Consider the following 14,216-nt stretch of genomic DNA (forward strand, 5'->3'; position numbering starts at 1 on the left):
AATTTAATTGATTTTTATTCTTCTAATGAAAAGTTTATTGGAAAACCATATTTTACAGGCACACGTTTTCCTTTATTTTTTCCTGGTTCGAAGCGAGGTAGCATAGATACCACTCGTTTTGCTTCTTCATTAAGGATTTCTCCTCCGTCAGGGCCTAAAGTTTTAATATTTGTTACATAACCATCTCTATCTATAACGAAACGAATCCAAACTTCTCCTTGAATTTGGTTTCTTACTGCTTCTCCTGGATAGCGGAAGTGTTTATTAATGTGATTAACCATCTCTAGATTAAAACAATCAAGTCTGTCTTTTTTCTTCGCGTTTTTACATTTATCAAAAGATGGTATTTTTTCTGTATAATAAAGTTTTTTTGCCTCAGATAATTCTTCTTTTGATAACATCTCTGTTATCCTTGTTAAATTGTTTTTATAACCTGATGTTTTCTTAGCAATCTCTTCATTTTCTATCTTCACATCTTCAGAAGCAGAAACATCATTAACATTTAAAGTACTAACTGAGCTTATAGCTTGTGCCTTTTTTTTAACAACTCTTTTTTTAAGATATCTTTTACTTGCAGATATTTTAACTTTAATTTGTCTATCTGCTTTTTTCTTTGAGTTTTTTATTGGTTCAATAGTACATTTTGTTATACTATTAACATCAATCAAAGATTCATCAGGAGATTCGCATACTTCTCGTTGAGCATAGAAATTAAAAGACGACAATAAAAAAACTACTAAAAAATACTTTCTCATATAAGTAATTATATAATTAATAATGGGTATAGAGTATTCTTACGAATTAGATATGGTCGGGGGAATGGCCGGCAAAAGTAAGTATTTTTTAAATACTACCTTATCTTTTTTTCAAAAAAAAAGAACCTATTTTCTTAGGCTCTTTTATTAGTCTCTTTTTCAACAACTTACCCACTTATTTATTTCCTAGCATTAACAATTCATTACAAACTACTTCTGTTATATAACGCTTATTATCTTCTTTATCTTCAAAAGAACGTGAAGTAAGCCTCCCTTCTATCATCACTTCTTTTCCTTTTTCTAAATATTTTTCTATAATCTCTGCTGTTTTATTCCATGCAACCACATTATGCCATTGTGTATCGGTTATCTTTTCTCCTTGTGCATTTTTATACGTTTCATTAGTTGCAATAGCAAACTTTGCTAGTTTCTTTCCACTTTCAAGAGTAATGATTTCTGGTGTGTTTCCTAAATTACCTATTAACTGTACTCTGTTTTTTAGTGCGTTCATAATATTTGTTTTAATGTTAAACAGTTAAGAATTTGTCATTCAAATGAATTGACACTGCAAAGATGATACAGCATGCAAATTAAAAACGGTTAGCAACCATTTGTTTTCGTTTGTAATTGAATGTAATCGTTTAATTATATTTTATACCTTTGAAACCAAATATTTAGCATGAAATTTTATTTAGAAACCGAACGTTTAATTTTAAGAGAGTTTAGAGAAAGTGAAACTGAAGGAATTTTTGAGTTAGACTCAAACGCTGAAGTGCATAAATATTTAGGAAAGAACCCTATTACAACTTACAAGCAAGCTGAAGACATTATAACCTTTTTTGAAGAGCAATATAAAGAAAGAGGTATTGGTAGGTTTGCTGCTTTTGAAAAAGCTTCGGGTGATTTTATTGGATGGTCTGGGTTAAAGCTTAATCAAGGAGAAAAAGAAAGCTTGAACGGTTTTACGAATTTTATTGATATTGGTTATCGTTTTATTCCGCGTTTTTGGGGTAAAGGTTTTGCCTCAGAAGCTGCTTTTGCTTGTTTAGACTTTGGCTTTAACGAAATGAATTATGATATTATTTATGGTGCAGCTGATGTAGAAAATATTGGTTCTAACAAAATTCTACAAAAAATAGGATTACAGTTTATAAACCAGTTTGGTTATAAGGGTGTAGATGTTAACTGGTACGAACTTAAAAAAACAGATTATGAGCAATAAGCAATGTTTGGAGTGTGGAGAAAAAGTAATTGGTAGGGTTGACAAGAAGTTTTGTTCTGATTACTGCCGAAACGCTTTTAATAATAAAGTTAATAAAGAAAGTAAGAACCTAATACGAAACACCAACAACCGCTTACGAAAGAACTATAAAATTCTTTCCGAATTAAATACTTCTGGTAAAACTAAAGTAACGCGACGTAAATTATTTGATAGAGGTTTTGACTTTAAATTTATTACATCTCTTTATACAACAAAAACAGGCAACACCTATTTTTATGTGTATGACCAAGGATATTTAGTATTAGAAAATGAACTATATTTATTAGTTAAGCAAGATTAACTACTTCCATGTATTTCCTTTTAATTTCATAGCTGCAATAAGCACGTCTTTTTGACTGATTTGTCCTGCTAGCTTACCATTTTCAACAATGGGAAAGCGTCTTCTACGTGATTGTAAAAATTTATTGGCAGCATCTAAAATATTCATGTTACCATCAATCGTTTCAACTTCTTTCACCATAGCTTTTCCAACGGTATTGTTCTTACCTGTTGGTGAGTTGTAATACCTGCTTTCTGATATTTGTTTTATACAGTCACCTTCTGAAATAATTCCTACCAATTCATTTTTTTTATTAACAACAGGCCCTCCTGATATTTTATGCTTTATAAGTACATCTATTACATCTTCAATAGATTGTTCTTCTTTAAACGTAATTAATTTTGTACTCATATAATCTGAAACCAACATTGGTACCTTCTCTTCTTGGGGTGTACTCGATCTCTTTCCTTGAAAACTTTTAATTGCCATAATCTTAAATTTTACTCTTAAATATACTGATTTTTAATTGATTATGTTTTTTCTTCTTAAAAAATAAATTACTTACTTTTATAAATACTAAAATCCAACTATGAAATCATCAAGAAATTACCTGGCAGTTCTCATCATTATTTTAACTGTTTATTGGAGCTTTAACGATATAATACCCAGTGTAACCTCTTCAAAAAAAGAAATTAGTGCTACTGAATTTTCAATTGATAATGCACTGTATCATTTAAAAAACATTTCTCAAAAGCCGCATCATACTGGATCTGAAGAACACAAAAATGTGCAAAATTATCTGGTACAAGAGTTGAAAAAACTGAATTTAGAGCCTGAAATTCAATATCAAACTGCTATTAATAAAAAATGGAGAGCAGCAACTACTACAGAAAATATCATTGCTAAAATTAAAGGAACTGAGAACGGCAAAGCTTTATTACTTTTAACTCATTATGACTCTAATCCACACTCTTCTTTAGGTGCAAGTGACGCTGGCTCTGGTGTGGTAACTATTTTAGAAGGTATAAGAGCTTACCTAGCCGCAAATAAGACACCTAAAAACGATATTATTATACTTTTTTCGGATGCTGAAGAATTAGGACTTTTAGGCGCACAAGCTTTTGTTGAAAATCATCCTTGGGCAAAAGATGTTGGATTAGTACTGAACTTTGAAGCACGTGGTAGTGGTGGCTCAAGTTATATGCTGATGGAAACAAATGGAAAAAACAAAACGTTATTAACTGAGTTTTTAAACGCAAACCCAAATTACCCTGCAGCTAACTCTTTAATGTATGGTGTATATAAAAAACTTCCTAACGATACCGATTTAACTGTTTTTAGAGAAAAAGGAAATATTAACGGATTTAATTTTGCTTTTATTGATGATCATTTTGATTATCATACTGAACAAGATTCATACGAAAGATTAAATAGAGAAACACTCTTACATCAAGCGGATTATTTTACCACTTCGTTAAACTATTTTGCAAATGCTGATTTAACCAACCTGAATAGCGATACAGATTATATTTATGTAAACTTTCCTTTTATAAAGCTTTTAACCTATCCATTTTCTTGGGTGCTGCCAATGCTAATCATTGCTTTTTTGTTATTTATAGCGCTGATTGCAGTTGGTATATATAAGAAGAAGATGACCGTAATAGGTGTATTAAAAGGTTTTATTCCTTACATACTATCTTTAGTACTATGCGTAGGTATATCATACGGGTTATGGCAATTATTATTAATTATCCATCCACAATATACCGATATACTTCATGGTTTTACTTATAATGGATATCAATACATTATTGCTTTTGTTCTTTTAAATCTTTGGGTTCTTTTTAAAGTATATAATAAGTTAAAAGAAGCCAAAGCCATCGATTTACTAATTGCTCCTATAACTTTTGGATTAATTATAAATGTTTTAATTTATATGAATTTACCAGAAGCGGGTTTCTTTATTATTCCTGTTTTTGCTTCTTTATTCATTTTAGCAATCTTGCTATTTATGAATATAAATAAAGCATCTAGAGCTACGTTGTTTGCAATTATATCTATCCCTACTATATACATGATTGCTCCTATGATTCAATTATTTCCTGTAGCCTTAGGTTTAAAAACATTATTTATTTCTGCCATACTTTTAGTGTTTATTTTCGGGTTGATACTTCCTGTTTTTTATCAGGAAAAAACTAAAAACGGATGGCAAACATTGACTGGTTTTCTTGCGCTACTATTCTTTGTACTTGCTACTTTTAATAGCGGTTTTTCAATAGAAAAGAAAAAGCCTAATAGTTTAGTTTTTATTCAAAATTCTGATACTAACACCTCTTATTGGGCAAGTCATAATAAAACCTTAGATGGGTATACCAAACAATATTTTAATGATGAATCTAAACAAGGTGGTATCGATTTAATGGCGGGAAAAAGTAAATACAATACTTCTTTTAATTATTATCAAAAAGCAGAAAATAAAAACATTCCTATTTCTAATATTAAAATTAATAAGGATACACTTATTAATAACCTCCGAAATGTTTCATTCACAATTGCGCCTACGCGAAACATTGATAAATACGAGTTGTACACAAACACTCAAATAGAGTTAACTAATTTTACTGTTAATGGAACTTTGTACGATAAAGGGGAAGCTTTTACAGCCGGTAAGGGAACGCTATTAATTTATCAAATGGCGAATACTGATAAAGATTTAACTATTTCTTTTACAATTAATAAAAATACCCAACCTGATATTGTAATTAATGAAATATCTAATGATTTATTATCGCACCCAAAGTTTACCATACGACCTAGAAGTGAAATAATGATGCCAATGCCTTTTGTGGTTAACGATGCTATTATTTGTACTCGAAAGCTTGAATTATAACCAGTAAAAGCTTTCTTAAACCATCTAAAAAAGCATTGTTTTTAGGGTAGTTATAAAAGACTTATATCTTTTTTAAAAAACACCTTGATGTTTTGATGAAAACATCAAGGTCTTTTTTGTAAGTTTTCTTAGTGTTTTGTTTTTATAGATTGTTAAGTGTTAGAAAAGTAGCTGTTATTTTGGTATGAATTTTGTTGTTTTAAAAATAATATTAACTTAAAAAATTAAAAATTATGGCTGTGAAATTCACTGTAGTAAAAAGAAGAAATCCAAGAGACCCTCAAGTACCTGAAAAATTTTATGCAAATATTGTTGGGAATGGTAAAACCTCGTTAAATGACTTAGCTAAATATGCTTCTGAAACCTCTACGGTTAGCAAGGGTGATATTCTTGCTGTGCTAGAAACAGTATTTACTAAAATAGCTAATGATGTAGCTGATGGTAAAATTGTATATGCTGGTGATTATTTTACCTTACAAGCTGGCGGTAGTAGTGAAGGTAGTGAAACTGCCGATAAGGTAACTGCTAGTAACATAAAAAGTGTACGCACTATTTTTAGACCTGGTAAACTTATTAAAGATGCTTTAAAGTTGGCTACTTTTGAAAAGAAGGCATAAGCCGTAAAAAATCCCTATCATTTATTTATGATAGGGATTTTTTGTGTTTTTAATACCTTTATTTAGTCAATATGAGAAACACGTAACGTGTTTACCATACCTTTTGCTTTTACAGGCATTGATGATAAGTTTATCATAAAATCTCCTGTCTTTACATAACCTTTTTCTTTAGCTATTTCGTTAATATCTTCAATAGTATCATCGGTACTTAGTTCTCTATCGTAAAAATAGGCTCTAACTCCCCACAGAAGGTTTAACTTTCCTAAGATTCTTTTCTCAGATGAAAACGCTAATACGTGTGATTTTGGTCTCCAAGCAGAAATTTGAAAAGCTGTATATCCACTATTGGTTAAAGTTGATATTGCTGCTGCATCAATATCATCAGCCATTAATGCTGCATGATGACATACTGATTTTGTTATAAATCTTTTAGTACGTATGTGTGGTGGCTCTTGTGGAACTTCAATTAAATCTGAAAATTCTACGCTTCCAATAATTTCAGTCATTTTTTGAATAACTCTTATTGGGTGTTTTCCTACTGAAGTTTCTCCTGAAAGCATTACAGCATCTGCCCCATCCATAATAGAGTTTGCTACATCATTTACCTCTGCTCTTGTTGGTACAGAGTTATCAATCATAGTCTCCATCATTTGAGTCGCTATAATTACCGGAATCCTCGCTTGCTTAGCTCTACGAACTAACATTTTTTGTATCAAAGGTACATCTTGCATTGGTACTTCAACCCCTAAATCACCACGAGCTACCATTAATCCGTCGCAATACGGAATTAAGGCATCTATGTTTTCAACAGCTTCTGGTTTTTCTATTTTTGCTATTACAGGAACTCTATAACGTGATTTCTGTTTAATTATATCACGTAAAATACGTAAGTCTTCTGGTGTTCTTACAAACGAAAGAGCTATCCAATCTACTTCTTGCTCTAATGCAAAAACTACATCTTTCTTATCTTTTTCTGTTAAAGCTGGTAATGAAATTTTAGTATTTGGAAGGTTAACTCCTTTTTTCGATTTTAAAGCTCCTCCAACTATTACTTTAGTAACAACTTCACTTTCTTTATCTGTTGCTGTTACTTCAAACATCAACTTACCATCATCAACTAAAATCTTCTCTCCTACCTTTACATCTTTTGGAAAACGCTGATAGGTCATAAAAGCTTTCTCTTGTGTTCCTTCACATTTTTCTGTAGTAAAACTAAAGGTGTCTCCCGCTTTTAATTCCACTCCATCTTGCATAACACCTACTCTTAGCTTTGGCCCCTGTAAATCTGCTAATATTGCTACGTTATAGCCTCTTTCATCATTTATCTCACGTATTTGACGTACACGTTCTTTTACTACTTCATAATCGGCATGTGAAAAATTAATTCTAAAAACATTTACACCAGCTGCTGCCATATTAGCCAAAATTTCTTTTGTGTTTGTTGCTGGACCTAATGTTGCTACAATTTTTGTTTTCTTGTTGTGTGGCATATAATTAAAAAATTAAAAAATCTTTCGATTTTAATGAGTTTACCTCTATTTGATAAGAGGTTATAATTTGAGGAATTTGTTTAATTACTTCTATAATTTTTAGAATTGAGTCATAATCAAAATCTCCTTCTAGTTTTAAAAAAAAATCAACCTTTTTCTTTTCTGGTATCAAACGTGTAATTGAATCACTTTGATTAAAAAGACTTATTGATTCTGATTCAAGAATTGACTTATATACATTTGCTATTAAAAACCAATCTTGACATAGTTTTGCATTGGTATATTCATATACTGTATAAGATGATTGACTACCTTTTTTAATAAAGTCTAAATCGTAACTCGCTCTATTAAACTTAACCTGCAAATGTTTATTTAATAGATATGCTAATTTATACTCTCCTAAAGTAGTATGAATTCCTATTAATGTATAATCATCATCGGAAAATTCATTTATATTCACCTCATAAATTGGCATAAAAACAATTATTTGTTTTTGCTAAATTAATGAATGTATAGAAAATACTATGTAAAATTTACGAAAACGTTTTTTGTTTACGTGTTAAGAATTTAACATTTGCTTTTGCATAGCAAAATATACTCTTTTTGCTGCAATTTCCTCTGCTTTTTTCTTAGACGTTGCTCTACCCTTAGCTATGATGTTACCATCTATACTAACCCGAACACTGAAGTGTTTCTTACTTTGATTTCCTGAATCTTCGTATGATTCAAACTTATACTTTTTCTTTTGCTTTTGACACCACTCTATAACAAAACCTTTATAACTAGATATTTTTCCTTCCAAGCGTTCAATATCTACGTAGGGCATTATTACTTGTTCATAAATAAACTGATGACAATAATTGTACCCTCTATCTAAATATATTGCACCTACTAGAGCTTCAAAAATATTTCCATGAATGTTATTACTAACATGTTCTTTAGAAATATTACTTTTTATAAACCTAATTAGCTCAAGGTCTTTACCTAAACTATTTAAGTGTTCTCTACTTACAATCTTAGAACGCATTTGCGTTAAATACCCTTCATCTCCTTCAGGTACTTTTTTAAACAGGTAAGAAGCTATAACTGTACCTAAAATAGCATCTCCTAAAAACTCTAAACGTTCGTAGTTAACAGGGTGTCCTTTACTATCTACTAATTTTAAAGATCTGTGCGTAAATGCTTTTTTATAATACGATAACTTAATTGGTTTAAAATTAAGCAGTTCTTTTAATTCGTAGTAGAAGTTTTCATCCTCTTTATTTTGGGGTTTAACAATTCTACGAAGGAAGTTCATAAAAGATTAATCTAGTTTTCTAAAGGCTACACAAGCATTATGACCACCAAAACCAAATGTATTGCTCATTGCAACTTTAATCTCTCTTTTCTGAGCTTTGTTTAACGTTAAGTTTAACTCTGAGTTGATGTTTTCATCAACATTAGTATGATTAATTGTTGGAGGAACAACACCGTGTTCCATTGCTAATAAAGAAGCAATTGCTTCAATAGCACCAGCAGCACCTAACAAATGCCCTGTCATAGACTTTGTCGAGTTGATATTAATATTTTTAGCATGATCTCCAAAAACTTCAGAGATTGCTTTTAATTCTGCAACATCTCCTAAAGGGGTTGAAGTACCGTGAGTGTTGATGTGGTCTACGTCTTCTGGTTTTATCCCAGCATTTTCAAGACAGTTTTTCATTACTGCAATTACACCAATTCCGTCAGGGTGAGGTGCTGTCATATGGTAAGCATCAGAAGACATTCCTCCACCTATAACTTCTGCGTAAATTTTAGCTCCACGAGCTTTAGCATGTTCATATTCTTCTAAGACTATTGCACCTGCTCCTTCTCCTAAAACAAACCCATCACGTTCAGCATCAAAAGGCCTTGAAGCTGTTTCTGGACTTTCATTTCTAGTAGATAAGGCATGCATAGCATTAAAACCACCCATCCCTGCAATTGTAACAGCAGCTTCACTACCACCAGTTACAACTACATCACAATGACCTAGTCGAATGTAATTTAAAGCATCAATCATAGCATTAGCCGATGATGCACAGGCAGATACCGTAGTATAATTTGGCCCCATAAATCCATTTTTAATAGAAATATTCCCAGGAGCAATATCTGCAATCATTTTTGGGATAAAGAATGGATTGAAACGAGGTGAACCATCTCCTTCAGCATAATTCAATACTTCATTTTGAAATGTTTCTAATCCTCCAATACCAGCTCCCCAAATAACGCCAACTCTTAATTTATCAACATCATCAAGGTTTAATTTAGCATCGGCAATTGCTTCATCAGAAGCAACCATCGCATACTGCGTAAATTTATCCATTTTACGCGCCTCTTTTCTGTTTATAAAATCGGTCGCGTTAAAATCTTTAAGCTCACATGCGAAACGAGTTTTGAACTTGGCAGCATCAAAATACGTTATAGGTGCTGCTCCGCTAACTCCGTTAACCAAGCTATTCCAATACTCTTCTTTATTGTTTCCTATTGGCGTTAATGCGCCAAGTCCAGTTACTACAACTCGTTTTAATTGCATATAATCTTATTTTTTTGCGTCTTCAATATAGCTAACCGCTTGACCTACAGTACCAATGTTTTCTGCTTGATCATCTGGAATTTGAATATCAAATTCTTTTTCGAATTCCATGATTAACTCAACCGTATCTAAAGAATCTGCTCCTAAATCGTTTGTGAAGCTTGCTTCGTTAGTTACTTCGTTATCGTCTACTCCTAATTTGTCTACGATAATTGCTTTTACTCTTGATGCAATGTCTGACATAATTTGTTTGTTTTAAAATTTAAAATCGTGGCAAAAATACAAATCTTAGTTATTAATTCTAACTTTTGCTCAAAAATGTGATGTCTAAAATAAAAAAAATACCTGAATATTTTGCTACAAACACCACCATTGTTAATAATTATTCTTTTTTTTGTAGTAACAAAACAACTAAATTTTAACATGAAACGCATCGTAATTTTTGCTTCTGGTTCGGGTTCTAATGCCGAAAACATCATAAAATACTTTAATTCAACTAAAACTGCGACTGTTACTCATGTGCTTTCTAACAACCAACGTGCCAAAGTTTTTGATCGTTGTAAACGATTAAATATTGACGCTTCTTTATTTGACAAAGAGAGCTTTAGCAAAGATGACACTGTTTTAAACTTTTTACTCGCTGAAGCTGATATTATAGTGTTAGCGGGGTTTTTATGGCGTATTCCTTCTAAAATTGTAGAAGCTTTTCCTAATAAAATAATCAATATACACCCAGCATTGCTGCCAAAACATGGAGGAAAAGGAATGTACGGCATGAATGTACACAAAGCTGTAAAAGAAAATAATGAAACTGAAACAGGCATTACCATTCATTATGTGAATGAAAATTATGATGAAGGAGCTATTGTCTACCAAGCCAAAACGGCTGTTTCTTCTGAAGATACTCCTGAAACCATTGCTCAAAAAGTTCATGAATTAGAGTATGAACATTTTCCTAAGATTATTGAAGAGGTAATACTACAGAATGGGTAAGAAAAAAAAGTATTATGTAGTCTGGAAAGGAAAAAAAACTGGTGTTTTTTCATCATGGAGTGCTTGTAAAAAACAAATTGACGGATTTACTGGTGCACAATACAAGGCCTTTACTGATAAAAAAGAAGCTGAATTAGCATTAAAGAAGAGTTATAACGAGTATAGAGGAAAAGACACTAAAAAAACAACGCTTTCTCTGGAGGAAAAAGCCAAATATGGTTCTCCTATTTTAGAAAGTATATCTGTTGATGCTGCTTGTGCAGGAAACCCTGGTTTGATGGAATACAGAGGTGTTTTAACTCATAATAAGAAAGAAATATTTAAAATGGGACCATTTAAGAACGGTACTAATAATATTGGTGAGTTCTTAGCTCTTGTGCATGGAATTGCTTTGTTAAAAAGTAAAAACATGGATTCTCTCCCAATTTATTCGGATTCTAAAATAGCTATGAGCTGGGTTAAAAAGAAGCAATGCAGAACCAATATTACATTTGATAGCTCTAATAAAGATATTTTAGACTTAATTAGACGTGCTGAAACCTGGTTACAACAAAACTCATTTAAAAACCCATTGTTAAAGTGGGAAACTAAAGCTTGGGGCGAAATTCCTGCTGATTTTGGTAGAAAATAAAAAACCGAGTATATAAAATACTCGGTCTAATTCTCTTATTCTGCAAAATATTAACTTATTTCACTGCCATTTTGGTCTCTTCCTTCCAAGTTTGCACGCTTGCTATGGCATTATCTTTAAAATCAATTTCTTTCAATCCATCTTCTTTCCACATAAACCATTTACCTACTTTTTTTCCTACTTCATAATGACCAATAGCTACTTTATTCCCCTTCTTATCAAAAGAAGTCCAAGTACCTGTTAACTTTTTATCTTTGAAAAAACCTTGCTCTTTAATAGTACCGTCCTTATAAAAATAAGTGGCTTTTACTAAATCACCCTCAACTTCATATTTTGGTTCTATGTCCTGAGCTTGTAAAAAAGATACGGACAATACACAAGCTGCTATTATTAATTTTTTCATAATCTAAATCTTTTAAAGTTAATACCTGTTAACACAAATATACAAAAAATTTACATATTTGAAACATTTACATAACATTAAATTAACATTGGATACTTTCAACAATTCTTTATTAGCTAAAAAACATTTTTAAAACCTTATATTTACATGTATTAACCTTTAAAAAAATTATTATGGCAGTAATGAAAGTAATTGAAATTTTAGCTAATTCTGAAAAAAATTGGGAAGACGCCACTAAAAAGGCCATTAAACAAGCTTCTAAATCAGTAAAAGGAATTAAATCTGCTTTTGTACAATCACAAAGTGTAGTTGTAAATAATGATGAAGTAACCGAATTTAGAGTAAACCTAAAAGTAACTTTTGAAGTAAAGTAACCTTAATACATACTAACTATTACATGCGGTTTTGATAACTATCTAAACCGCATATTTTACCTTTATTTTATATATGAACATCTTACAATATATCCTTTTATCAATAGTTGCTTTCATCCACTTATACATTCTAATATTAGAAATGCTATTATGGACTACCCCTAAAGGAATAAAAACTTTCGGTTTAAAATCTGAGAGTTTTGCTGAAGAAACAAAAGTATTAGCTGCCAACCAAGGTCTATATAATGGTTTCCTTGCTGCTGGCTTAATTTGGTCTATTTTATCCCAAAAAACTGATGTTGCTATATTTTTTCTAATTTGTGTTTTTATTGCTGGTGCTTATGGTTCTTTTTCTACAAAAAAACCTCGTATTTTTGTCATCCAATCTATACCTGCCTTATTAGGATTAGTTTGTCTTATACTATAAAAACCAACTACTACTAACTAAAATCATTTATTAACAACTAAAATTTACCATAAGAAATGGAAAAGTATTTAGAAAATTTTCAAGATTTAATAATCACCTACGCTCCAAAAGCGATTATGGCTATTATTATTTACATCGTAGGTTCTTATATTATTAGCCTACTACTTAGAGCTACCAAAAAAATAATGGTTAAAAGAGAAGTAGATGTTACACTACAAAAATTCCTAATTAATTTACTGCATTGGGCATTAAAAATCCTTTTAATAATCACAGTAATAGCAAAACTAGGGGTTGAAACCACGTCATTTGCCGCTATCTTAGCCTCAGCTGGTTTAGCTGTTGGTTTAGCTTTACAAGGTTCTTTGGGTAATTTTGCTGGAGGTGTTTTAATTATGCTTTTTAAACCTTTTAAAATTGGTGATTTGATAGAGGCTCAAGGAGAAATTGGTGTTGTAAAAGAAATAGAAATTTTCACTACTAAACTTACAGGCTTATCTAATAAAGAAATAATTATACCTAATGGTTCTTTATCTAACGGGAACATTGTTAATTACTCTACAGAAGGTACTCGTAGAGTAGATTTAACTTTTGGTGTTTCTTACGATGCAGATATTAAACAAACTAAAGAAATATTAATGGATGTTATTACCTCACACCCAAAAGTATTGAAAGATCCTGCTCCTACCGTAAATGTATCTGAATTGGCAGATAGTTCTGTGAATTTTGCTGTTAGACCTTGGTCTAAAACAGAAGATTACTGGTCTGTTTACTTCGATATAACTGAAAACACTAAAATTGCCTTAGATAACGCTGGAATTGAAATTCCTTACCCACACTCTGTTGAAATTCACAAAGAGGGTTAACGTTTTTTTTCAGGCGTAACTACAAAATCTTTTAGATAGAAAGGTTCAAAATAAGCGACATCTTCGATGTCGTTTTTTTTGTATTTATCAAAACTTAACTTTACCATTTCTTTTGCTGAAGGAAACTCTCCGTCAATAAAAACTGCATTTTCGTGCGTAATAACTTCTTTACATTTTTCTGCTCCATCACCTAAAAAATATACTTTTCCTATTGACAAATACTCTTGAAAAGAATTTTCATCTATAATTTCTGCTTTTATATCTCTTACCTGTTCGTATTTAGAATTATATACAGCTGCATATACTTCCATACGACGTGCGTCTAACATCGGGACAACAACTCCTTCCTCTACAGAAACTTTATGAGCTAATGATTGTAATGTTTCAATAGATATTAAAGGTTTATCAAATGCAAAACACAATCCTTTTGCTGCCGAAACCCCAATACGTAATCCTGTGTAAGAACCTGGACCTTTACTAACTGCTACAGCATCAATATTACTAAAAGAAAGTTTTGCTTCTTGCATTACCTGCTGAATAAACGGATGTAACTTTTCGGCATGTGAATAGTTACCATCATTTAGTTCTTGTATTGCTAAAAGTTCTCCTTTTTTTGCTACGCTAACCGAGCAGTTTTTAGTTGCCGTTTCTATATGTAAGATTGTTGCCAAATCTGAA

Annotated in this window: 19 protein-coding genes; 9 read left to right on the forward strand and 10 right to left on the reverse strand. The window is 31.4% G+C overall.

Annotation, left to right across the window (positions count from 1 at the left end; all coding sequences use genetic code 11):
* Positions 1-14: 14 nt before the first annotated feature.
* A complete protein-coding gene (locus tag Q4517_RS02160) occupies positions 15-755 on the reverse strand; it encodes an energy transducer TonB (protein WP_303505738.1) in 741 nt (246 codons plus the stop codon).
* A 175-nt stretch (positions 756-930) separates the two neighbouring features.
* Entirely contained in the window at positions 931-1,266 is a 336-nt protein-coding gene (locus Q4517_RS02165; protein ID WP_303505741.1) for a single-stranded DNA-binding protein, read from the reverse strand.
* Positions 1,267-1,434: 168 nt separating this feature from the next.
* Between Q4517_RS02165 and Q4517_RS02170 the strand changes: the two genes are divergently transcribed.
* Both Q4517_RS02170 and Q4517_RS02175 read left to right on the forward strand, forming a co-directional pair.
* A complete protein-coding gene (locus Q4517_RS02170) occupies positions 1,435-1,977 on the forward strand; it encodes a GNAT family N-acetyltransferase (RefSeq protein ID WP_303505743.1) in 543 nt (180 codons plus the stop codon).
* Entirely contained in the window at positions 1,967-2,317 is a 351-nt protein-coding gene (locus Q4517_RS02175) for a hypothetical protein (protein WP_303505745.1), read from the forward strand. The genes Q4517_RS02170 and Q4517_RS02175 overlap by 11 nt, the downstream gene beginning before the upstream one ends.
* On the opposite strand, the gene Q4517_RS02180 is transcribed toward Q4517_RS02175, so the two are convergent.
* Entirely contained in the window at positions 2,318-2,785 is a 468-nt protein-coding gene (locus tag Q4517_RS02180) for a CBS domain-containing protein (RefSeq protein WP_303505746.1), read from the reverse strand.
* A gap of 100 nt (positions 2,786-2,885) precedes the next feature.
* On the opposite strand from Q4517_RS02180, the gene Q4517_RS02185 reads away from it, so the two are divergent.
* Entirely contained in the window at positions 2,886-5,186 is a 2,301-nt protein-coding gene (locus Q4517_RS02185; protein ID WP_303505747.1) for a M20/M25/M40 family metallo-hydrolase, read from the forward strand.
* A gap of 233 nt (positions 5,187-5,419) precedes the next feature.
* Positions 5,420-5,803: a DNA-binding protein gene (locus tag Q4517_RS02190; protein ID WP_303505748.1), complete on the forward strand. Its 384-nt coding sequence runs from the start codon at positions 5,420-5,422 to the stop codon at positions 5,801-5,803.
* 62 nt (positions 5,804-5,865) lie between these two features.
* Here Q4517_RS02190 and pyk read toward each other — a convergent pair whose 3' ends face one another.
* The 5 genes from pyk to Q4517_RS02215 all read right to left on the reverse strand — a co-directional run bounded on the left by pyk (position 5,866) and on the right by Q4517_RS02215 (position 10,090).
* Positions 5,866-7,293 (reverse strand): pyruvate kinase, encoded by a 1,428-nt coding sequence (pyk, locus tag Q4517_RS02195; RefSeq protein WP_303505750.1) that lies wholly within the window; start codon positions 7,291-7,293, stop codon positions 5,866-5,868.
* Positions 7,294-7,297: 4 nt separating this feature from the next.
* Complete coding sequence (locus Q4517_RS02200; protein ID WP_303505751.1) at positions 7,298-7,768, reverse strand: IPExxxVDY family protein; 471 nt, start codon at positions 7,766-7,768, stop codon at positions 7,298-7,300.
* A gap of 84 nt (positions 7,769-7,852) precedes the next feature.
* Positions 7,853-8,590: a ribonuclease III gene (gene rnc / locus Q4517_RS02205; RefSeq protein ID WP_115899425.1), complete on the reverse strand. Its 738-nt coding sequence runs from the start codon at positions 8,588-8,590 to the stop codon at positions 7,853-7,855.
* A gap of 6 nt (positions 8,591-8,596) precedes the next feature.
* Entirely contained in the window at positions 8,597-9,847 is a 1,251-nt protein-coding gene (fabF, locus tag Q4517_RS02210) for a beta-ketoacyl-ACP synthase II (protein WP_303505754.1), read from the reverse strand.
* A gap of 6 nt (positions 9,848-9,853) precedes the next feature.
* Positions 9,854-10,090 carry an acyl carrier protein gene (locus Q4517_RS02215; protein ID WP_093871978.1) on the reverse strand — a complete coding sequence of 79 codons (237 nt, stop codon included), beginning with the start codon at positions 10,088-10,090 and terminating at the stop codon, positions 9,854-9,856.
* A 180-nt stretch (positions 10,091-10,270) separates the two neighbouring features.
* Between Q4517_RS02215 and Q4517_RS02220 the strand changes: the two genes are divergently transcribed.
* Positions 10,271-10,840: a phosphoribosylglycinamide formyltransferase gene (locus tag Q4517_RS02220; protein ID WP_303505759.1), complete on the forward strand. Its 570-nt coding sequence runs from the start codon at positions 10,271-10,273 to the stop codon at positions 10,838-10,840.
* Positions 10,833-11,471, forward strand: coding sequence for a ribonuclease H family protein (locus Q4517_RS02225; protein ID WP_303505760.1), 639 nt, complete (start codon positions 10,833-10,835; stop codon positions 11,469-11,471). Before Q4517_RS02220 ends, Q4517_RS02225 begins: the two co-directional genes overlap by 8 nt.
* A 55-nt stretch (positions 11,472-11,526) precedes the next feature.
* On the opposite strand, the gene Q4517_RS02230 is transcribed toward Q4517_RS02225, so the two are convergent.
* Complete coding sequence (locus tag Q4517_RS02230; protein ID WP_303505761.1) at positions 11,527-11,874, reverse strand: toxin-antitoxin system YwqK family antitoxin; 348 nt, start codon at positions 11,872-11,874, stop codon at positions 11,527-11,529.
* 173 nt (positions 11,875-12,047) lie between these two features.
* Between Q4517_RS02230 and Q4517_RS02235 the strand changes: the two genes are divergently transcribed.
* The 3 genes from Q4517_RS02235 to Q4517_RS02245 all read left to right on the forward strand — a co-directional run bounded on the left by Q4517_RS02235 (position 12,048) and on the right by Q4517_RS02245 (position 13,538).
* Positions 12,048-12,248: a dodecin family protein gene (locus Q4517_RS02235; RefSeq protein WP_303505762.1), complete on the forward strand. Its 201-nt coding sequence runs from the start codon at positions 12,048-12,050 to the stop codon at positions 12,246-12,248.
* Positions 12,249-12,321: 73 nt separating this feature from the next.
* The gene (locus Q4517_RS02240) at positions 12,322-12,675 is read left to right on the forward strand and encodes a DUF1304 domain-containing protein (RefSeq protein ID WP_303505763.1); all 354 of its coding nucleotides are present in this window, start codon (positions 12,322-12,324) and stop codon (positions 12,673-12,675) included.
* 56 nt (positions 12,676-12,731) lie between these two features.
* Positions 12,732-13,538: a mechanosensitive ion channel family protein gene (locus Q4517_RS02245; protein ID WP_303505764.1), complete on the forward strand. Its 807-nt coding sequence runs from the start codon at positions 12,732-12,734 to the stop codon at positions 13,536-13,538.
* Here the strand turns inward: Q4517_RS02245 and tsaB are convergent.
* A complete protein-coding gene (tsaB, locus tag Q4517_RS02250; protein WP_303505765.1) occupies positions 13,535-14,209 on the reverse strand; it encodes a tRNA (adenosine(37)-N6)-threonylcarbamoyltransferase complex dimerization subunit type 1 TsaB in 675 nt (224 codons plus the stop codon). The two genes, Q4517_RS02245 and tsaB, sit on opposite strands and share 4 nt — an antisense overlap.
* Positions 14,210-14,216 lie beyond the last annotated feature (7 nt).

The organism is Tenacibaculum sp. 1_MG-2023 (assembly GCF_030547425.1).
Taxonomy (GTDB): domain Bacteria; phylum Bacteroidota; class Bacteroidia; order Flavobacteriales; family Flavobacteriaceae; genus Polaribacter.

Bases quoted from the DNA above. Each gene is read 5' to 3' on its own strand.
- Q4517_RS02220 (WP_303505759.1), top strand. From the start codon at position 10,271: ATGAAACGCATCGTAATTTTTGCTTCTGGTTCGGGTTCTAATGCCGAA.
- Q4517_RS02180 (WP_303505746.1), bottom strand. From the start codon at position 2,785: ATGGCAATTAAAAGTTTTCAAGGAAAGAGATCGAGTACACCCCAAGAA.
- fabF (WP_303505754.1), bottom strand. From the start codon at position 9,847: ATGCAATTAAAACGAGTTGTAGTAACTGGACTTGGCGCATTAACGCCA.
- Q4517_RS02235 (WP_303505762.1), top strand. From the start codon at position 12,048: ATGGCAGTAATGAAAGTAATTGAAATTTTAGCTAATTCTGAAAAAAAT.
- Q4517_RS02245 (WP_303505764.1), top strand. From the start codon at position 12,732: ATGGAAAAGTATTTAGAAAATTTTCAAGATTTAATAATCACCTACGCT.
- Q4517_RS02160 (WP_303505738.1), bottom strand. From the start codon at position 755: ATGAGAAAGTATTTTTTAGTAGTTTTTTTATTGTCGTCTTTTAATTTC.
- Q4517_RS02165 (WP_303505741.1), bottom strand. From the start codon at position 1,266: ATGAACGCACTAAAAAACAGAGTACAGTTAATAGGTAATTTAGGAAAC.
- Q4517_RS02225 (WP_303505760.1), top strand. From the start codon at position 10,833: ATGGGTAAGAAAAAAAAGTATTATGTAGTCTGGAAAGGAAAAAAAACT.
- Q4517_RS02185 (WP_303505747.1), top strand. From the start codon at position 2,886: ATGAAATCATCAAGAAATTACCTGGCAGTTCTCATCATTATTTTAACT.
- Q4517_RS02190 (WP_303505748.1), top strand. From the start codon at position 5,420: ATGGCTGTGAAATTCACTGTAGTAAAAAGAAGAAATCCAAGAGACCCT.
- Q4517_RS02170 (WP_303505743.1), top strand. From the start codon at position 1,435: ATGAAATTTTATTTAGAAACCGAACGTTTAATTTTAAGAGAGTTTAGA.
- pyk (WP_303505750.1), bottom strand. From the start codon at position 7,293: ATGCCACACAACAAGAAAACAAAAATTGTAGCAACATTAGGTCCAGCA.
- Q4517_RS02230 (WP_303505761.1), bottom strand. From the start codon at position 11,874: ATGAAAAAATTAATAATAGCAGCTTGTGTATTGTCCGTATCTTTTTTA.
- Q4517_RS02200 (WP_303505751.1), bottom strand. From the start codon at position 7,768: ATGCCAATTTATGAGGTGAATATAAATGAATTTTCCGATGATGATTAT.
- Q4517_RS02175 (WP_303505745.1), top strand. From the start codon at position 1,967: ATGAGCAATAAGCAATGTTTGGAGTGTGGAGAAAAAGTAATTGGTAGG.
- rnc (WP_115899425.1), bottom strand. From the start codon at position 8,590: ATGAACTTCCTTCGTAGAATTGTTAAACCCCAAAATAAAGAGGATGAA.
- Q4517_RS02240 (WP_303505763.1), top strand. From the start codon at position 12,322: ATGAACATCTTACAATATATCCTTTTATCAATAGTTGCTTTCATCCAC.
- Q4517_RS02215 (WP_093871978.1), bottom strand. From the start codon at position 10,090: ATGTCAGACATTGCATCAAGAGTAAAAGCAATTATCGTAGACAAATTA.